Source organism: Pseudomonas sp. WS 5071, from assembly GCF_012985765.1.
GTDB classification, from domain to species: Bacteria; Pseudomonadota; Gammaproteobacteria; order Pseudomonadales; family Pseudomonadaceae; genus Aquipseudomonas; species Aquipseudomonas lundensis_A.
The window spans coordinates 1-18946 of the sequence record NZ_JAAQWY010000022.1; the positions used below are offsets into that span (position 1 = coordinate 1).

Here is an 18946-nt window from a genome sequence, read left to right on the forward strand (position 1 = left end):
GGAGTAACTTGTTCAGCAGGGCAGCTTTACGCTCAGGTGAATAGCTCGACATTACAGCTCTCTTTGACGCCCCCGATCTATCGTTTTGATAAATCAGCTCAGGCGACAACTAGCCTGACACCGGGGGCAAGGGTGTTATCAGTATTCTGAGCCTGGCCAGATCAAAAACACCGGTCACAGCCTTCGAATTTTCCGAAAAGGCCGCCCATGTGCTGTGGTTGTGCAACCAACTGCACACGTCTATGACCGCACGGTATTTGCCCAGGCAGGACGAGCCTCCCCCTCAAGCCATGCGACTTTCGGCACGTGAGTCCGAAGTCCTGAAGTGGACGGCGGAAGGCAAGACCGCGTTTGACATTGGCATGATCCTGAGCCTGACCACGCGCACAGTGAATTTCCATATCAGTAGTGCCATTCGCAAAATGGGTGCGAACAATAAAACGTCAGCCGTGGTAATCGCGACAAAGTCGGGCTTGTTATAGCCAAACCGGCGAGTTGTCTGCATCCAGACCATCACCTGATAAACGCATCAGGTAATCCCCTGCAAAAAAAAGTAAAATCGCGCACACCTGTAAACCCCACGGACTCCAGTGTTGATTCTTGCCCTTCAGGGCAGAGATGCCGCTGTCGATTCCCCAGAGTTTGTCCCAATGCCTGTGCTCGACACCCCGTTCGCCCATCTCCACTTGATCCGCCAGCCTGAACAACAGAATGAGCCGCTACAGGCCTTCGATGCTGCGGACGAGTATTTACTCAATCACCTGGCCGAACAGGGGTTGCCAAAGGGCAGCCGTGTTCTGGTGCTTAACGACAGTTTTGGTGCGCTGGCTATCAGCCTGGTCAGCTCAATGAATGTCACCAGCAGCAGCGACTCGTTCCTGGCCATTCAGGCACTGGAAAAAAACCTCACCCGTAACCAGTTTGCATTCAATGCCGTGACCGTCATTGCGGCGAGTCAGCCACTGATCGGTCCGTTCGATTGCGTAGTGGTCAAAGTGCCTAAAACCCTGGCCCTGCTTGAAGAACAACTGATCCGCTTACAAGGCCAACTGGCGCCGGGCGCCAAGGTAATAGCCGGCGCCATGATCAAGCACCTGCCCCGCGCGGCCGGTGATCTGTTGGAGCGCTACATCGGCCCGGTGCAGGCCTCGCTGGCCGTGAAAAAAGCGCGTCTGTTGAGCGCAACAGTGGAAGACAAAGAGGCTTTCACTTCACCTTATCCGACCCGCTACCGACTGGATGAGCCCGCCATCGAGTTGATTAACCACGCCAACGTTTTCTGCCGCGAAGGACTGGATATCGGCACGCGGGCGTTTCTGCCACACCTGCCAAAAAATCTGGGGGCTGCGCGGGTAGCGGACCTGGGATGTGGCAATGGCGTTCTGGCGATTGCCAGTGCGTTGAGTAATCCGGATGCCCAATACACGTTGGTCGATGAGTCGTTTATGGCTGTGCAATCGGCACGTGAAAACTGGCAGGCAGCATTGGGTGAACGCGAGGTTGTCGTGCGTGCTGACGACGGGTTGGCAGGTCAGGCGCCACAATCGCTGGACGTGGTGCTGTGTAACCCGCCCTTCCATCAACAGCAGGTCGTGGGCGACTTTCTGGCCTGGCGCATGTTCAATCAGGCCCGTGATGCGCTGGTGGTGGGGGGCGCGCTGTACATCGTCGGCAATCGCCATCTGGGCTACCACAGCAAGCTGGCGAAGCTGTTTAGGGGGGTCGAACAAGTGGCAGCGACCCCCAAGTTCGTGATTCTCAAAGCGCGCAAATAAAAGCACTGTCGTCACTGCCCGGGCGCGTGAGTTTGCGAGGGATCGCGGACCGTACGTGGAGATCTTTGTGCCGCGCCAGGGTCAACAACACCACGTTTTCCACGTCAAAAAAAACCCGCCGAAGCGGGTTATAAATCCGTGCTGCAAGGCAACGGGATGGGAAGTCAGTGGCTTTTCATGCCGGCCGCCGTCATAAACAGGCGTATCAGCAGGGCAAATACAGCCAGGCTCGCCACACTGGCGGTCCAGATCACCAGCAACCAGCCAATGCGTTGCCACAGCGGCTTCTTCTCGCACTCTTGCACGTCGTTCAGATAATCTTTTCCAGCCATGTTCGGCACTCCTCTGCAAGCAATGGCTGCGACCCTTGGGCCGCAGCGGCACGTGCGACTAGTGGTATCCGTCTTCGTGGGTCACCTTGCCGCGGAACACGTAGTAGCTCCAGTAGGTGTAACCCAGGATGAACGGAATGATGAACAGGGTTCCGACCAGCATGAAGCCCTGACTTTGCGGCGGCGCCGCTGCATCCCAGATCGAAATCGCAGGCGGGACGATGTTTGGCCACAGGCTGATGCCCAGCCCGCTATACCCCAGGAAAATCAGCACCAGGGTCAACAGGAACGGGGCGTAATGCGCATTGCGAGCAATCGCCTTGAGCAACGCATACATGGTTACCAACACCAGAATCGGCACCGGTAAGAACCAGAACAGATTAGGCAACGTGAACCAGCGCGCCGCGATGTCGGAATGCGCCAGCGGTGTCCACAGGCTTACAACCCCCATCAAAACCAGTACAGCCAATGCCAGTGGGCGGCCCAGCTTGTGCATCCGTTCTTGCAGGGAGCCTTCGGTTTTCATGATCAACCACGTGCAACCCAGCAAGGCGTACGCCACGATCAGTGCAATCCCGCAGAACACCGTGAAGGGCGAAAGCCAGTCCAGCCCGCCACCGGCGTATTGGCGATTGACCACCGGGATGCCATCAATGAACGCACCCAGCGCTACACCCTGGAAGAACGTCGCCGCAATAGAGCCGCCGATGAACGCTTTGTCCCAAATATGGCGTTTCTCGGCCCGGGCCTTGAAGCGGAACTCAAAGGCCACACCCCGAAAGATCAAACCGATCAGCATCAGTACCAGCGGCAGGTACAGCGCCGACAGCACCACGGAGTACGCCAGCGGGAAAGCGCCATACAGCGCTGCGCCGCCCAGTACCAGCCAGGTTTCGTTACCGTCCCAGACGGGGGCAACAGTGTTCATCATCACGTCTCGGTCTTTCTCGCCCTGGATGAACGGAAAGAGGATGCCGATGCCGAGATCGAAGCCATCCATGACCACGTACATCATGATCCCGAAGATGATGATGATTGCCCAGATAAGTGGCAGATCAATACCCATGACTCAATTCCCCTTGTTCAGGCTGTCGCTGTAGCCTTCTTCTGTGCCTTCGTCGGCAGCAGACAAAGGACGGGCAGGCGTGCGTTGCTGACCTGGACCACCCGACGGGCGCTCATCCCCTTCATGGGTGACCGGACCTTTGCGCACCAGACGCATCATGTAGCCCAGACCAACACCAAACAGTGAGAAGTAGACCAGCACAAACAGGATCAGGGTGATGCTCATCTGCGTCACGCTGTGATTGGAGGACGCATCAGCAGTGCGCATCAACCCGTAAACAACCCACGGTTGACGACCGATCTCAGTGGTAAACCAGCCTGCCAGAATGGCGATCAGGCCGGACGGTCCCATCCACAACACCAGACGCAAGAACCAGCGGTTCTCGTACAGCGTGCCCCGCTTGCGCAGCCAGAGGCTCCACAGCCCGATGAAGATCATGAGCATCCCCAGCGCGACCATGATGCGGAAGCTGAAGAACACAATGGTCGAGTTCGGACGGTCGGCGGCCGGGTAATCCTTCATCGCCGGGATTTGTTTATCCAGGCTGTGGGTGAGGATCAGGCTGCCCAGGTACGGCACTTCAATCTTGTAATCAGTGGTTTCGGTTTTCATGTTCGGGATGCCGAACAGGATCAGTGGCGTAGGTTCGCCGGGTTTGTTCTCCCAGTGACCTTCAATCGCCGCGATTTTCACAGGCTGATACTTCAGCGTATTCAGGCCATGGGCATCGCCGATAAAGGCTTGCAGCGGAGCAACCACCAGCGCCATCCACATAGCCATGGAGAACATCCGACGTATGGCCGGTGTGTTACGACCGCGCAACAGGTGCCAGGCTGCCGAAGCACCGACGAAGAACGCCGTGGCCACAAATGCGGCCGTCGCCATGTGCGCCAGACGGTACGGGAACGACGGGTTGAAAATCACCGCCAGCCAGTCCACCGGAATCACCCGGCCGTCGATGATCTCGTAGCCCTGCGGGGTTTGCATCCAGCTGTTGGATGCCAGAATCCAGAAGGTCGACACCAGTGTCCCGAGGGCCACCATCGCGGTCGAGAAGAAGTGCATGCCGCGACCCACGCGGTTCCAGCCGAAGAGCATGACGCCCAAAAACCCGGCTTCAAGGAAGAACGCAGTGAGCACTTCATAGGTCAGCAGAGGCCCGGTGACAGACCCTGCGAAGTCGGAAAACTGCGACCAGTTCGTGCCGAACTGATACGCCATGACCACGCCGGAAACCACGCCCATACCAAAGTTGACAGCGAAAATCTTCGACCAAAAGTGATACAGATCGCGGTAGGTATCGTCACGGGTTTTCAGCCACATCCCTTCAAGCACCATCAGGTAACTGGCGAGACCGATGGTAATGGCGGGAAAAATAATGTGGAACGATACGGTAAACGCAAACTGAATTCGGGCGAGATCTAAAGCCTCCAAACCGAACATAAGCCATCCTCTATCAGGTATCAGGTCGTTCAGAACACAGGCACGGCGCCTGTATCCAACTGTCCCGCAGGCCGTGGCACCACGAATCGGCGTTCGCTCTTTCAACCACAACACGAAGGGGATCTGGCCGGCTGGCCACTCCAGATTAAACGTGAGGTGTTTTGATCTGGATCAAGCAATGCTGAAAGAGTAGTCCATTCCTGGCGAGCGGCTAATGTGGTTTGTTGTCGCGTGACAGGATGTCCCAGGCCCCGGAATAGACCTTTGCAAGAAATGCAGGTAATCGTTTTGGAAGGTTTTCGCGCTTGCCGTTTGTCCGCTTTAAGGCCCCCTTTTTGCGTCATTACTTGTTACAACTTAATGATAACCTCGCCACCTCCTTTACCCGCAGTGACGGCCGTTTAATGAATCACCCGCCTTTATTACTTCGCCATCACCGTCCGTTTATCGCCTTTTGGTTTGCCCGCATCTTTACTGCCAGTGCATTTCAAATGCTGACCGTGGCCATCGGCTGGAACTTGTATCAGCTCACTGGCAACGTCATGGACCTGGGCTGGGTCGGTCTCATCGAGTTCACTCCGCGTGTGCTGTTTATGTTGCACACCGGGCATGTGGCGGATCGCTATGACCGGCGCAAAGTCGCTGCGCTTTGCCAAACCCTGCAGGGCATGATTGCGCTGACGCTGGCCATCAGCAGTGCAACCGACAACGTCACGCGGGAAATGATTTTTCTCCTGGCGTTCCTGTTGGGCAGCGCCCGCTCCTTTGAAATGCCCAGCACACAGGCGCTGCTGCCCTCCATCGTGCCCGCCAGCCTGTTCCCCCGCGCGGTGGCGGCGGCACAGGCCGCGCAACAATCGGCCACCATTATTGCCCCGGCGTTTGGCGGTTTGCTCTACGCCTTTGGCAGTGTCTGGGTGTATGGCCCTGCCGTCGCGCTGTACTTCATTGCTGCGCTGTTGATGAGCAACTTGCCTGCACGGCAAGCGGCATTGAACAAAGGCAAAGCCACGTTGGACTCACTGCTGGGGGGCATTCGCTTTATCCGCCGTCACCCGGATGTGCTGGGCGCGATATCGCTGGACTTATTTGCCGTGCTGCTGGGCGGCGCGACGGCGCTGTTGCCGGTATTTGCCAAAGACATCCTGCTTACCGGGCCGTGGGGCTTGGGCATGCTGCGATCGGCACCGGCAGTCGGTGCGCTGCTGATGTCCCTGTGGCTGGCCCGTTTCCCGGTGGAGCGCAAGGTCGGGCGCATCATGTTTACAGCCGTGGGCGTGTTCGGCGTCGCAACCATCGCCTTCGGGCTGTCGACATCGTTCTGGTTCTCAATGGCAGTACTCGTCGTGCTTGGCGCGGCGGACATGATCAGCATGGTGATTCGCGCATCGTTTGTGCAACTGCAAACCCCGGATGAAATGCGCGGTCGCGTAAGCGCGGTCAATGGCCTGTTTATCGGCGCGTCTAACCAACTGGGCGAGTTCGAGTCAGGCGCAACGGCTCATTGGTTGGGCACCGTGCCAGCGGTGGTGTTGGGCGGCCTCGGAACGCTGGTCGTCACCGGGCTGTGGATAAAACTGTTCCCCGGGTTGGCCAGGCGCGACCGGATGCTAGAAGAAAAAGCCCTGTAGTCGCTACCGATTGGGAGCAGCTACTTTATATAGAGGCGTGCACTCAGCCGGTTATGCGGTGGCACCAGCGAGGTATTAGTAAACTCGAACCACCCGCCATCGGTGTTACGAAACGTGAAGGTATAGAGGTAACCCACTGTGGTGCCTGCACCATTACAGGTCACAAGCCCCTCACCCCGGTTACACACCGGTGTGCGCGTGCCATCTACCTCATGCCCATTGAAGGTTACCCACGGCTGGTTACTGCCATAACCCCGCTCCAGCACATGCACCTTGATAGTGGCGCCATGGTGCGCTCTACGGGTTTTCTCATTACCACGCACCTCCTCTGTCGCGCCCGTCTTAGACACCACCTGCAAAACTTCGAGCGCACTCAAGGGCAGCGCGGGTGCCGCATTGAGGCCTGCGCTGAGGAACAGGCTCAAACAAGCCAAAACAGATTTGATAGTGCGTGTCATAAGCCCCCCGAAAAACTGGCACACAGTATGCCTGTCACCCAGACGTTACAAAACATCGCCGCTCACCCAAACCAAAGCAGCCATACGCTGAAGCTGCTGGTATGATGCGCGGCTTTTTCCGACAGACAGAAAAACTTCAGGCGTTACAAGTCTGTGCTTTGCTGTTGAAAACGATTTAATGACGGCGCCTGGGGGCGCCACGGGGACTGGCATGCTGGAAAGGCTGTTTCAACTCAAGGCACACAACACCAACGTGCGTACCGAGATCCTTGCGGGGATCACCACGTTTCTGGCAATGGCCTATATCCTGTTCGTAAACCCGAGCATCCTCGGCGAAACCGGCATGGATAAAGGCGCAGTGTTTGTCGCAACCTGCCTGGCGGCCGCCATCGGTTCGGCAATCATGGGCATCATCGCCAACTACCCGATTGCGCTGGCTCCGGGCATGGGCCTGAACGCCTTCTTCACCTACACCGTGGTCCTGCACATGGGTCACACCTGGCAAGTTGCGCTGGGTGCCGTCTTCATTTCCGCCGTATTGTTCTTCCTGCTGTCGATTTTTCGCATCCGCGAATGGATCATCAACAGCATTCCGCTGCCCCTGCGCTCAGCGATTGCCGCCGGTATCGGCCTGTTTTTGGCGCTGATCGCACTGGGTAACGCCGGCATCGTGGTGGCCAACCAGGCCACACTGGTCGGCATGGGCGACCTGACTCAACCAAAAGTCATCCTGGCTTCGCTGGGCTTTGCCGTGATCGTGGCGCTGGAAGCCATGAAAGTTCGGGGCGCAGTGCTGATCGGCATTCTGGGCGTGACCGTCGCCTCTATCCTGATGGGCGTGACCGCGTTCGGTGGTGTGATGTCGATGCCGCCTTCGCTGGCCCCAACCTTCCTGCAACTGGACATCAAAGGCGCGCTGGACATCGGCCTGGTCAGCGTGATCTTTGCGTTCCTGTTCGTTGACCTGTTTGACAACTCGGGCACCCTGATCGGGGTTGCCAAGCGTGCAGGCCTGATGGGCAAAGACGGCCATATGCCGAAAATGGGCCGTGCCCTGATTGCTGACAGCACCGCGGCCATGGCCGGTTCGCTGCTGGGTACCTCCACCACCACCAGCTACATCGAATCGGCTGCTGGCGTGAGCGCCGGGGGCCGTACCGGTCTGACCGCCATCGTGGTCGGCATCATGTTCTTGCTGGCACTGTTCTTCTCGCCCTTGGCCGCCAGCGTACCGGCATTCGCCACCGCGCCAGCCCTGATGTTCGTGGCCGTGCTGATGATGAGCGGCCTGGCCGAGATCGAATGGGACGACGTGACCGTTGCCGCGCCGGTGGTCATTACCGCCCTGGCCATGCCGTTCACGTATTCCATCGCCAACGGTATCGCCTTCGGCTTCATTTCCTGGACAGTGATCAAGTTGCTGTCGGGCCGCGCCCGCGAGCTGAATGCGCCATTAATCATTCTGTCGGTCTTGTTCGTGGTCAAATTGGGTTGGTTTAACGCATGAGTGCCTTGCCGTTTGATTCTGCAACGTACGCCGTAGAGCTGGAGGCCAAGGCCAACCGTCTGCGCGAGTTGCTGGCGCCGTTCGACGCGCCGGAACCTCAAGTCTTCGACTCGCCGATGACACACTTTCGTCTGCGCGCCGAGTTCCGCCTGTGGCGCGAAGCCGGCGAGCGTCACTACGCGATGTTTTCCCCGGAAGACAAACGCACGCCGATCCTGATCGAAGATTTTCCGATTGCCAGCCTGCGGATCAATCAGTTGATGCCGCAGCTCAAGGCCGCCTGGAAAGCCAGCTCCGCGTTGAGCCACAAGCTGTTTCAGGTGGAGTTCCAGACCACCCTCGCAGGCGATGCGATGGTCACGTTGTGCTACCACCGCCCGCTGGATGAGCACTGGCAACAGGCAGCCGAACAGCTGGCTCAAGACCTCGACATCAGCGTGATTGGCCGTTCCAAAGGCAAGCGTGTCGTGATCGGGCGCGATCATGTGGTGGAAAAACTTGAGGTGGCAGGTCGCACCTTCAGTTATCAACAGCCTGAAGGCGCGTTCACCCAGCCTAACGGCACGGTGAACCAAAAGATGCTCAATTGGGCCTACGAGGCGCTCGGCGAGCGTTCGGATGACTTGCTGGAGCTGTATTGCGGCAACGGCAACTTCACCTTGCCGCTGGCCACCCGTGTGCGCAAAGTGCTGGCCACTGAAATCAGCAAGACCTCAGTGTATGCCGCGCTCAACAACCTCAGCGACAACGCTGTGGATAACGTCACGCTGGTCAGGTTGTCGGCTGAAGAGTTGACCGAGGCGCTGAATGAAGTGCGTCCGTTCCGGCGTTTGCAGGGCATTGACCTGAAAAGCTACGACTTTGGCAGTGTGTTCGTTGACCCGCCCCGTGCTGGCATGGACCCGGACACCTGCGAACTGACCCGACGCTTCGACAACATTCTGTATATCTCGTGTAACCCGCTGACCCTGGCCGAGAACATCGCCCAACTGCACGACACCCACCGCATCGAGCGTTGCGCGGTGTTTGACCAATTCCCGTGGACCCACCACATGGAATCCGGTGTGCTGCTGGTTCGCCGATAAGCGGCTGTAAAAAACCTCGGGGCTCTTGAGCGACTACACAAGCTCACCTGTCGTCGCTCAAGAGCCCCGAGGCTGTAATCGGACGCGAAGCGTTCGTAAAACCTTCCCCCTGCCCCGGCACTCCGCCGAGTACGTTTTTTAACGTCGTTTGCACCCTGCGCTCGGGGACCCCACTGCCACTTCTTACGGCCAAACCCTAACCGCCCAGCACCGCCCACCGCTGTTCGAGGCCTTGGCTATTCTCTGGTTAAGCGTCAGCAGTGACGTCTTTCTTGACGCTTCGCAGCAAGCCTTTCGTCAATACGCAGGAAAATACTGAGGCATGCGTCTGAAGACACTGCGTGACATAGGCCAACGATCTAGAACGATACGTCTGTAATAAGCCGTCAGAAATTTCAATTCAGCGTGAAGCTGCAACGGAGGCCAGTCCCTCAATCACGTTGAGACGACCAATGCCCTGACCCCGTCAGGGCAGCGTGAAAAGCGTCTGCTTCAGGGCTTGCGCTGTTTTCCGACCTTTGCATGGGGTTCCATGCCTTGCCCGTTCATCCTCGGCTTCTACCAGGGTTTCTTGGCTTGCCGCAAAGGAAACAGAGTGAGTTGTCGATTTGAGCTTTTCGTCCATGCTCAACCTTAGGCAGGTCACTTCCCCGAGGAACAAGCCGCTGAGATCCATCCCCGAAAAACCGGCTCCCTGGAGCATGAAGGAAAGCGGCCCCCTTTTAGTTTTTCTCGAGAATGTTTTTCGATTGACCCTCAGGGTGACTGCCATCTACCTGAACTTATCACTGCGGCGTCATAGCACTAAGTGCCACACTCCGCGGTCTGTGCAAGAGCGTCTGACAGCCGGGCTGGCGCAGCCCTCCGTCAGCAACAACACTTATGAAAACGATTGATAGAGGAAACCTCCATGCTTTGGAAAAAAGGCCGGCGTAGCGACAACGTGGAAGACGTGCGCGATCAAAGTACCGGAGGCGGCGGCGGGATGCGCATCGGGGGCGGTAAAGGCTTGAGCCTGATGGCCGTTGTGGTCATCGTCGGTTTCGGCTTGCTGACCGGGCAGGACCCCATGCAAATTCTCGGGCAGTTGAGCGGCCAGTTGACGGAGCAATCATCGCCGCAGGTCTCGCAACAAACAGGCCATGCGCCGCCTGCCAACGATCAACAAGCCGAGTTCGTGCGTGCCGTGCTGGGCGACACCGAAGACACATGGCGTCAGGTCTTTCAGCAGTCTGGCCGCACCTATAAAGACCCGACCCTGGTGTTGTTCAGTGGTCAGATCAACTCGGCGTGCGGCTCTGCCTCCTCCGCCAGCGGACCTTTTTACTGCCCAGCCGACCAGAAAGTCTACCTGGACATGAGCTTTTTCCAGGAGATGGCTCAGCGCTTTCAAGCCGCAGGGGATTTTGCCCAGGCGTATGTGATTGCCCATGAAGTGGGCCATCACGTGCAAACGTTGTTGGGCGTGTCGTCGAAAATGCAAATGGCCCGTCAGCAAGGCAAACCCATGAAAGGCGATGGCGGTTTGCTGGTACGTCAGGAATTACAAGCGGACTGTCTGGCAGGCGTGTGGGCCAGCATTGCGCAAAAACGCTTGAACTGGCTGGAGCCGGGTGACATTGAGGAAGCGCTGAACGCGGCAAACGCCATTGGTGATGACCGTTTGCAGCAGCAAGGCCAAGGACGCGTAGTGCCAGACTCCTTTACCCACGGTACTTCGGCGCAACGGGTGAAGTGGTTCAAGACCGGTTTCGCGCATGGCGACATTAATCAGTGCGACACCTTTTCCGCACCGAGCCTGTAACGGTTTTAACAATATCGCAACCCGCAAAGCCGCTGACAAGTAGCGGCTATCGGGCTGCGCATGTGACACGTGAGACTGGCCGAGGTCAGGCCAACAAACGCCGCAGTTCAAAACAATCCCTGGCGTGCCAGTCGGCCAGACCGGGCCACGGGTTTTCAGGGACGTTGACCAGCACAGTCTTGCTGCCAGCAGCACGCCCGCACTCAAGGTCAAAACGAAAATCCCCTACCATCACCATCTGCGCAGGCTCAACGTTCCACGCTTTGGCCAGTTTCAGCAGGCCATCGGGGTCGGGTTTGTGCGCTGCGTTGTCACGTCCCAACACGTCTTGAGCCGCGAAACATTGCTCAAGACCGATGGCCTTGAGGGTGATGCGCGCCAGTTCCTGTGCGTTGCGGGTCAACACGCCTAAACGCACGCCGCGCTCGACGAGATCGAGAACCAACTCGACCGCGCCAGGGGCCGCTTTCGAGGCCAGCGCCAGCTCACGCTCGTGCTCCAGCAGCCAGGCGTGCTTTTCGGCCGATTCGGCGGGCGGCAAACCGGCGAGGTGAGTAAGGATGTCTTCATCGTCCGGGATACACAGTTCGCGATGAATCAGTTGGAAGTCATGCACCGCCACGGTTAGCGTGCCGTCCATGTCGAACACCCAATGCTTTACATCTTTTAGCGTCATGCCCAGTCCTTGCGATGGCGAATTAAACCTTCCTGAGTGACCGATGCCACTAACTGCCCGGCGCGGTTATACACGCTGCCGCGGGAGAAGCCCCGGGAGTTGCCTGCCCAAGGGCTGTCCATGGCATACAGCAACCAGTCGTCAGCACGCAGGTCTGCGTGGAACCACAGGGCGTGGTCGAGGCTGGCCACTTGCATGTCTTTTTGCCACACGCCTTTGCCATGAGGCAGCAGCGAGGTGGTCAGCAAGCCGAAGTCCGAGGCGTAAGCCAGCAGGTACTTATGCAGCGCGGGGGTATCGGCCAGCGCGCCGTCGGCCCGAAACCAGACGTACTTGATCGGGTCGCAGACCTTGGGGTTGAACGGGTCTTCCCCCACCACCGGACGGAATTCGATGGGTTTGGCACACAGCAGTTTTTCGCGCATGGCCTCAGGAATCAGGTGCGCGCGCTGACGGATCAGCTCCAGCTCGGAGGGCAGATTCTCAGGGCCGACCACCTGGGGCATCGGAATCTGATGCTCGAATCCGCCTTCATCGTATTGAAACGACGCGCTGCAGGTAAAAATCGGCTGGCCCTTCTGGATCGCCGTCACCCTGCGCGTGCTGAAGCTGCCGCCATCGCGCACCCGGTCGACCTGATACACCACGGCCAGTCCGGCATCGCCGGGCCGCAGGAAGTAACCATGCATCGAATGCACGTGCCGGGCGTCTTCAACCGTCTGGCTCATGGCGGACAACGATTGGCCGAGCACCTGACCGCCGAACAACTGGCGAAAGCCCAAGTCCTGACTGCGGCCGCGAAAGAGGTTCTCTTCGATCGGTTCCAGGGTCAGCAAATTGACCAGATCATCCAACACTTGGCTCATTCAGTTTTTCCTCACACAGAGCAATACCGGCGCAATCTTCGCTGCGACGGTCAAACAAAATTCGGCACTCGCCGCCTAACCTACAACTTGAAAGTCATTTGCCTGCTTATCCGTGCAGTGTTTCCAACCATTGCGCCCGACTGATCCGATACAGCACGTGGGGCCGCAATGCATGCCCCTCCGGGAGCTTCGGGTGTTCAAAATCTCCCGCCAGGTCACGCTGCATACCGATGGCCTGCATCACTTTTTGCGAGGGCAAATTGGCCTCGGTGGTAAAAGACACCACTTGATCCAGCGCCAGTCGGTCAAACGCGCAGCGCAACACTGCCCAGGCGGCTTCACTGGCGTAGCCCAACCCCCAATGTTCGGGCGCCAGGCGCCAGCCAATCTCGACAGCCGGCGTGAACGGTGCATCGAACCCGACGTTCCATAAACCGGTAAAGCCGATAAACGCACCCGTGTCTTTACGCTCCAATGCCCACAGCCCGTAACCATATTCAGCAAAGTGACCGCGAATACGGCCAATCATGGCAGCACTTTCGAGGCGAGTAAGCAGCCCCGGAAAATACCGCATGACCTGGGGATCGGCGCACATGGCAGCGAACTCTGCCAGATCCGTGTCGCGCCAGGGACGCAAGCGCAGACGGGCACTTTCGAGCTCCTGAATTTGCTCCATCAAACCCCTCCGATTGATGACCGGGCTTTTCATCTGTCGGGCAGTGTACCGCGCTGTTAAGATCCGGCGCTCGTTCCGACGTGAAATCCCCATGCCTTTACCGCTGATTTATCACGATGACTACAGCCCGGCGTTCCCGCCCGAGCATCGTTTCCCAATGGATAAATTCCGCCTGCTGCGCGACCACCTGGTGGAAACCGGGCTGACCCGGGACACCGACCTGCTTCGCCCCGAGCTATGCCCTGTGGATATCCTCGCCCTCGCCCATGATCCGGCGTACATCGAGCGCTACATGGCGGGCGAGCTGGCGCGTGAAGATCAGCGTCGTCTGGGCCTGCCCTGGAGCGAAGCCCTGGCGCGGCGCACGATTCGCGCAGTCGGCGGCTCCTTGCTCGCCGCGGAACAGGCATTGAGCCACGGCTTGGCCTGCCACTTGGCCGGTGGCACCCATCACGCGCACTACGATCACCCTGCGGGCTTTTGCATCTTCAATGATCTGGCAGTCATCAGCCGTTATTTGCTGGAAAGCGGGCGCGTAAGTCGCGTGCTGATTTTTGACTGCGACGTGCACCAAGGTGATGGCACTGCCCGCATTCTGGAATCTACGCCAGAGGCGGTTACTGTTTCGCTGCACTGCGAAAAGAACTTTCCGGCGCGCAAGGCGCAAAGCGACTGGGACATTGGCCTGCCCATGGGTATGGGCGATGCGGCCTATTTACAAGTGGTGGATGAAGCGCTGAATTACTTATTGCCGCTGTACCAGCCGGACTTGGTGTTGTACGACGCCGGGGTCGATGTCCACCAGGATGACGCGTTGGGGTATTTGAAACTGACTGACGCAGGCCTCGCGGCGCGTGACGAAGCCGTCCTGCGCCATTGTCTGGGCCGTGACATACCGGTGGTCGGGGTAATCGGCGGTGGCTACAGCAAAGACCGTAAAGCGCTCGCGCGCCGCCATGGGATTTTGCATCACAGCGCGCACAGCGTCTGGCGCTCAATGGGCTGCGATTAATTACCCACAATGCCTGTGGAGCTGCTTGTGGATAACCTGAGTGAAAGCCCTTGCAGCCCATACAGAACGGGGCCTGCAAGGCGCTGTATGTTTTTCATACAGATCCAGTCGCCACAGGCTAAAACCGCTGCCGGGCCGCTCTGCACCGGGCGCGTGAGCCATGACGTCGCGGTGGGTATTTAACGCAACGTGACGGCCGATCGCGGCCTCATGCCTGGGCAGCGACTACGGGTTTGCGCAGTCAGGTAGAATGCGCCGCTTATTTCGCCGATTTGCAGCTTGCCATGACTGACGCCATCACTTCCCTTCCCCCTCATGTCGCCATTATTGGCGGTGGCCCGGCGGGCCTTATGGCCGCAGAAGTGCTGAGTCAGGCGGGTGTGCGCGTTGATGTGTACGACGCCATGCCGTCGGTTGGGCGCAAGTTTTTACTGGCCGGGGTCGGGGGCATGAACATCACCCATTCCGAAGCGTACCCTGCCTTTCTTTCACGCTATGCCGAACGGGCGCCAAAGATTGCGCCACTGTTGCGTGCCTTTGATGCCAATGCGCTGTGCCGGTGGATTCACGGGCTAGGGATCGAGACCTTCGTTGGCAGCTCGGGCCGGGTGTTCCCCACCGACATGAAAGCCGCGCCGCTTTTACGCGCCTGGCTCAAGCGTTTGCGCGAGTCCGGTGTCGTTATCCACACCCGCCATCGCTGGTTAGGCTGGCTGCCCGATGGCACATTGCGCGTCGACAGCCCGGAAGGTGAAAAACACATCACCCCCGACGCAACGGTTTTGGCACTGGGAGGCGGCAGTTGGGCGCGGCTCGGGTCCGATGGGGCGTGGATGCCGCTGCTGGCTGAGCGCGGTGTCGCGCTGGCGCCGCTGCAACCTAGCAACTGCGGGTTTGAGGTGGCAGGTTGGAGCGAGGTGTTGCGCAACAAATTCGCCGGTGCGCCGCTGAAAAATATCGCCCTCGCACTGGAGCATCACAGCCCGCGTTTGGGTGAATGCGTGATCACGGCCAGTGGTATAGAAGGCAGCCTGATTTACGCGTGGTCGGCACCGATTCGAGAAGCGATCAACCAGCAAGGGGCAGCCACGGTTCTGATCGACCTGTTACCGGGCAAGGCTGTGGATAACGTGGAAAAGGCGCTGGCCAAACCGCGCGGCTCACGCTCGATGAGCAAGCATCTGCACAGCCAGCTCGGGCTGGACGGAGTAAAAGCAGCGCTGCTGCGCGAATTGGCCCCCCCCGAATGTTTCACGAACCCTGCCCAACTGGCGCGTGCGATCAAAGCGCTGCCATTGCAACTGATCACGCCACGTCCGCTGGACGAGGCCATCAGCAGCGCAGGCGGCGTATCCTTTGAGGCGCTGGACGAGCATTTGATGCTCAAACAGTTGCCGGGGGTGTTCTGCGCAGGCGAGATGCTGGACTGGGAAGCGCCCACTGGCGGCTATTTGCTCACCGGCTGTTTCGCCAGTGGCCGCGCCGCCGGGTTGGGGGTATTAAGCTGGTTGCACCATCAGGCCTGAATTAAACCGCTACCCGGCAGCCCGAGGTAGCGGTTAAAACCTTACTTGCGTTTGCGCGGGCCCGTATTGAACACGGGTACTTTACGCACAGGCTTGACCGTCGGTTCGGCCGGGGCCACTTCACCGCTATCGACCCATTTGCCCAGGTTACGCTTACCGCCACCGCCTGAGGTTTTCGGCTTTTTAGGCTTCTTCGGCTTTTTGATCACCTGACCCGAGGCATCCGTTTCGGGCACGCGGTGCTCAGGCTCGAAGTCCTGCTCTTCATGACGCGCCAAGGTCTGGCGAGTCAGCATCTCAATGGCCGAGAGCATGTTCACTTCATCGGCACACACCAGCGAAATCGCCTCGCCCTTCTGACCGGCGCGGCCGGTACGGCCAATGCGATGGATGTAGTCTTCGGCCACGATCGGCAGGTCGAAGTTGACCACCAGCGGCAGGTCTTCGATGTCCAGACCACGGGCCGCCACGTCGGTGGCCACAAGAATCTGCACTTCACTGGCCTTGAAGCGATCCAGCGCCCGTTGACGCGTTGCCTGCGGTTTATCGCCATGGATGCCGTCAGCGTTGATGCCCAGCGCTTGCAGTTTGCCCACCAGGTCATCCACGCCATTGCGGGTTTTGGCGAACACCAGCACCTGCTTCCAGCGCTGGGTGCGCAGCAAATGCAGGAACAGCTCGGCTTTGCGTTTCTTGTCGACCGGGATCACCCATTGCTTGACGCTGCTGGCCGCAACGTTACGCGGGCTGACTTCAATGCTCAGCGGGTTATCGAGCATTTGCTCGCCCAGCGCCCGGATCGCATCCGAGAACGTGGCCGAGAACAACAGGGTCTGACGCTTTTTTGGCAAGGCGCGGTAGATGTCACGCAGTTCTTCGCTGAAGCCCAGATCGAGCATGCGATCGGCTTCGTCCAGAATCAGGGTTTGCAGCTGGTTGAACTTGATCGCTTTCTGGCGATACAGATCAAGCAACCGACCCGGCGTGGCCACTAACACATCAACACCTTTGCGCATTTTCATCATTTGCGGGTTGATGCTGACGCCGCCATACACCGCGTAGGTGCTCAGGGGCAGGTGTTCGGCGTACTGGCGAATGCTTTCGTGAACCTGTTCGGCCAACTCACGGGTCGGCACCAGCACCAGCGCACGCACAGCGTTACTGGCGACTTTCGGGCCTTCCATGGTCAACGACTGCAAGAGCGGCAGGGCAAAGCCACCGGTTTTACCGGTGCCGGTCTGGGCGGCGGCCATCAGGTCGCGCCCCGCCAGCACGGCGGGAATGGCTTGTGCCTGAACCGGGGTCGGGGTCTGGTAGCCGAGCGTCTCAAGGGCGCGCAGCAAGGGTTCGATCAGGCCAAGGGAGGCGAATGTCATGGGGATACCGTCGAAAAAGGTCAGCGCGTGGGTGCATACGTTGCAATGGCGCGCAGTTTACCCTAATTCAGACGGGTTTCTGCTTGCGCCACTGCGGCAACCCGATCAACACCACAGCGCTGATGATGACCGCCATAGCCAGGCACTCTTCGAAACCGATGGTCTCGCCCGCAAAGGCGATGCCGAGCATCACCGCCACAGCCGGGTTGACATAGGCGTAGCTGGTGGCCGCTGCCGGACGTACGTTTTTGAGCAAATACATGTAAGCACTGAAGGCGATGATCGAGCCGAAAAACACCAGGTACAGTAAGGCGCCCCACCCGGCAGCCGTCGGCATATGGGTCAGACGCTCCCCACTCACCAGGCTGCCAATGAGCAACACAGCGCCGGCAGTGAGCATTTCTGCAGCGCTGGCCATTGGCCCCGCAGGAAGAGGCAAATGGCGGCTCCAGACCGAACCAAACGCCCATGCCGCCGCTGCGAATAAAATCATCGCCGCCCCCAGCGGACTGGCTTGCAGGTTGGAGCCGAGGTTGAGCATGGCAATACCGATCAACCCGAGCACGATCCCGGCCCATTCCAGCCGGGTATTGCGTGCCCCCCAAAAATAGCCGAACAGCAAGGTGAACAGCGGCACAGTGGCCACGGCTAACGCTGCCACCCCTGAGGCCACGCCCGAATGCTCAGCCAGCGTCACGCCACCATTGCCGCAAGCCAACAGCAAAAAGCCGATCATTGCTGCCGAACGCCACTGTACCCACGTTGGGCGTGGGGATCCGCGCCAGCGCATGAACGCATACATCAAGCTGCCCGCCACGAGGAAACGCACCCCGGCCATCATCAATGGCGGCCAGGACTCAATGCCAATACGGATCACCAGATAGGTCGAACCCCAGATCACATACAACGCGAAAAAAGCACCGATCAATTGCAACGGGAAACGACGTGCGGCAGGCATGGTTCAGCTCAAAGGCAAAGGCAGGGGACCTGGGAGTCTAGACAAGTGGCGGGTGGAGCAGAAGTAACAGAATGCATGAAAAGTGGCCGTACACTTTTACCGTTTTGCAGCCGCAGGCTGACAATCAGAAACCGCGGTAACGCTTGAGGTGGTCATTGATCTTGGCGGCCGGCACTTTTTGCAGGCTGCACAGCAAATCGTGATTCAGCTCACGCAGACCGTGGTGTTCGCGCAGTTGCCGGGCCAGATGTGCGGTCAGGTTGGCGGCCATTTCGGCGTCGGCCATCGCCCGGTGCGCCTTGCCGGTGTGAGGCAGGTCGGCAAACGTGGTCAGCGTACCAAGCTTGTGATTGGGCGCGGCGGGCATCAAACGCCGCGCCAACAGCAGCGAGCAGGCAAAGTTCTGCAAGCGGGTACGCTTGATGCGGCCCATCTCGAAGTCCCAGAATTTTTGGTCGAACGCGGCGTTATGCGCCAGCAACGGGGTAATGCCGACGAATTCGTTGACCTCGTTCATCACCTGTTCGGCCGATGGCGCGGTGCGCAACATGGCGTTGCTGATACCCGTCAACTGCTCGATGAAACCGGGCACGCGCACGCCTGCGTTCATCAGGCTCTGGTAACGGTCGACAATGCGGCCCTGTTCCAGAATCACCACAGCGATTTCAGTGGCCCGGCACGTGCTGCTCGGGGAAATGCCAGTGGTTTCAAAGTCGATGACGGCGATACGTTCCAAACGGGGTCAATCCTGTAAA

19 protein-coding genes are annotated in these 18946 nt (G+C 58.8%); 8 read left to right on the forward strand and 11 right to left on the reverse strand.

Annotation, left to right across the window (positions count from 1 at the left end; genetic code table 11):
- Positions 1-290 precede the first annotated feature (290 nt).
- Both HBN61_RS22670 and HBN61_RS14425 read left to right on the forward strand, forming a co-directional pair.
- Positions 291-482 carry a LuxR C-terminal-related transcriptional regulator gene (locus tag HBN61_RS22670; protein ID WP_262498778.1) on the forward strand — a complete coding sequence of 64 codons (192 nt, stop codon included), beginning with the start codon at positions 291-293 and terminating at the stop codon, positions 480-482.
- A gap of 168 nt (positions 483-650) precedes the next feature.
- On the forward strand, positions 651-1775 hold the full coding sequence (locus HBN61_RS14425; protein ID WP_170047015.1) for a methyltransferase: 1125 nt from the start codon (positions 651-653) through the stop codon (positions 1773-1775).
- Positions 1776-1939: 164 nt separating this feature from the next.
- Here HBN61_RS14425 and HBN61_RS14430 read toward each other — a convergent pair whose 3' ends face one another.
- Genes HBN61_RS14430 through HBN61_RS14440 form a run of 3 tightly spaced genes read right to left on the reverse strand, consistent with a single transcriptional unit; the run spans position 1940 to position 4616 of the window.
- A complete protein-coding gene (locus HBN61_RS14430; RefSeq protein WP_094992212.1) occupies positions 1940-2107 on the reverse strand; it encodes a DUF2474 domain-containing protein in 168 nt (55 codons plus the stop codon).
- Positions 2108-2165: 58 nt separating this feature from the next.
- Complete coding sequence (cydB, locus tag HBN61_RS14435; protein ID WP_094992211.1) at positions 2166-3173, reverse strand: cytochrome d ubiquinol oxidase subunit II; 1008 nt, start codon at positions 3171-3173, stop codon at positions 2166-2168.
- Positions 3174-3176: 3 nt separating this feature from the next.
- Positions 3177-4616, reverse strand: coding sequence for a cytochrome ubiquinol oxidase subunit I (locus HBN61_RS14440; protein ID WP_094992210.1), 1440 nt, complete (start codon positions 4614-4616; stop codon positions 3177-3179).
- Positions 4617-5020: 404 nt separating this feature from the next.
- On the opposite strand from HBN61_RS14440, the gene HBN61_RS14445 reads away from it, so the two are divergent.
- The gene (locus tag HBN61_RS14445) at positions 5021-6247 is read left to right on the forward strand and encodes an MFS transporter (RefSeq protein WP_094992234.1); all 1227 of its coding nucleotides are present in this window, start codon (positions 5021-5023) and stop codon (positions 6245-6247) included.
- Positions 6248-6267: 20 nt separating this feature from the next.
- Here HBN61_RS14445 and HBN61_RS14450 read toward each other — a convergent pair whose 3' ends face one another.
- Positions 6268-6705, reverse strand: a complete 438-nt coding sequence (locus HBN61_RS14450; protein ID WP_169964018.1) for a DUF4879 domain-containing protein — start codon at positions 6703-6705, stop codon at positions 6268-6270.
- 211 nt (positions 6706-6916) lie between these two features.
- On the opposite strand from HBN61_RS14450, the gene HBN61_RS14455 reads away from it, so the two are divergent.
- Positions 6917-8212 (forward strand): NCS2 family permease, encoded by a 1296-nt coding sequence (locus tag HBN61_RS14455; RefSeq protein WP_169964016.1) that lies wholly within the window; start codon positions 6917-6919, stop codon positions 8210-8212.
- Complete coding sequence (gene trmA, locus HBN61_RS14460) at positions 8209-9297, forward strand: tRNA (uridine(54)-C5)-methyltransferase TrmA (protein WP_169964014.1); 1089 nt, start codon at positions 8209-8211, stop codon at positions 9295-9297. Before HBN61_RS14455 ends, trmA begins: the two co-directional genes overlap by 4 nt.
- A 466-nt stretch (positions 9298-9763) precedes the next feature.
- Here trmA and HBN61_RS14465 read toward each other — a convergent pair whose 3' ends face one another.
- Positions 9764-10069, reverse strand: a complete 306-nt coding sequence (locus tag HBN61_RS14465) for a hypothetical protein (protein ID WP_070411677.1) — start codon at positions 10067-10069, stop codon at positions 9764-9766.
- Positions 10070-10207: 138 nt separating this feature from the next.
- On the opposite strand from HBN61_RS14465, the gene ypfJ reads away from it, so the two are divergent.
- Complete coding sequence (ypfJ, locus tag HBN61_RS14470) at positions 10208-11101, forward strand: KPN_02809 family neutral zinc metallopeptidase (protein ID WP_170047016.1); 894 nt, start codon at positions 10208-10210, stop codon at positions 11099-11101.
- An 85-nt stretch (positions 11102-11186) separates the two neighbouring features.
- Here the strand turns inward: ypfJ and HBN61_RS14475 are convergent, their stop codons facing one another.
- The 3 genes from HBN61_RS14475 to HBN61_RS14485 form a co-directional block, all read right to left on the reverse strand.
- Positions 11187-11777 carry an HAD family hydrolase gene (locus tag HBN61_RS14475; RefSeq protein ID WP_094992204.1) on the reverse strand — a complete coding sequence of 197 codons (591 nt, stop codon included), beginning with the start codon at positions 11775-11777 and terminating at the stop codon, positions 11187-11189.
- Positions 11774-12643 carry an acyl-CoA thioesterase gene (locus tag HBN61_RS14480; protein WP_094992203.1) on the reverse strand — a complete coding sequence of 290 codons (870 nt, stop codon included), beginning with the start codon at positions 12641-12643 and terminating at the stop codon, positions 11774-11776. Before HBN61_RS14480 ends, HBN61_RS14475 begins: the two co-directional genes overlap by 4 nt.
- A 106-nt stretch (positions 12644-12749) precedes the next feature.
- On the reverse strand, positions 12750-13319 hold the full coding sequence (locus HBN61_RS14485) for a GNAT family N-acetyltransferase (RefSeq protein ID WP_094992202.1): 570 nt from the start codon (positions 13317-13319) through the stop codon (positions 12750-12752).
- Between the two features lie 91 nt (positions 13320-13410).
- On the opposite strand from HBN61_RS14485, the gene HBN61_RS14490 reads away from it, so the two are divergent.
- Both HBN61_RS14490 and HBN61_RS14495 read left to right on the forward strand, forming a co-directional pair.
- A complete protein-coding gene (locus HBN61_RS14490) occupies positions 13411-14331 on the forward strand; it encodes a histone deacetylase family protein (protein ID WP_094992201.1) in 921 nt (306 codons plus the stop codon).
- 284 nt (positions 14332-14615) lie between these two features.
- Complete coding sequence (locus tag HBN61_RS14495) at positions 14616-15857, forward strand: TIGR03862 family flavoprotein (protein ID WP_170047017.1); 1242 nt, start codon at positions 14616-14618, stop codon at positions 15855-15857.
- 41 nt (positions 15858-15898) lie between these two features.
- Here the strand turns inward: HBN61_RS14495 and rhlE1 are convergent, their stop codons facing one another.
- The 3 genes from rhlE1 to HBN61_RS14510 all read right to left on the reverse strand — a co-directional run bounded on the left by rhlE1 (position 15899) and on the right by HBN61_RS14510 (position 18927).
- Positions 15899-17233 carry an RNA helicase RhlE1 gene (gene rhlE1 / locus HBN61_RS14500; RefSeq protein WP_094992199.1) on the reverse strand — a complete coding sequence of 445 codons (1335 nt, stop codon included), beginning with the start codon at positions 17231-17233 and terminating at the stop codon, positions 15899-15901.
- A gap of 67 nt (positions 17234-17300) precedes the next feature.
- Positions 17301-18191, reverse strand: a complete 891-nt coding sequence (yedA, locus tag HBN61_RS14505) for a drug/metabolite exporter YedA (protein ID WP_094992198.1) — start codon at positions 18189-18191, stop codon at positions 17301-17303.
- A 124-nt stretch (positions 18192-18315) separates the two neighbouring features.
- A complete protein-coding gene (locus HBN61_RS14510) occupies positions 18316-18927 on the reverse strand; it encodes a 3'-5' exonuclease (protein WP_169964006.1) in 612 nt (203 codons plus the stop codon).
- Between the last annotated feature and the right edge of the window lie 19 nt (positions 18928-18946).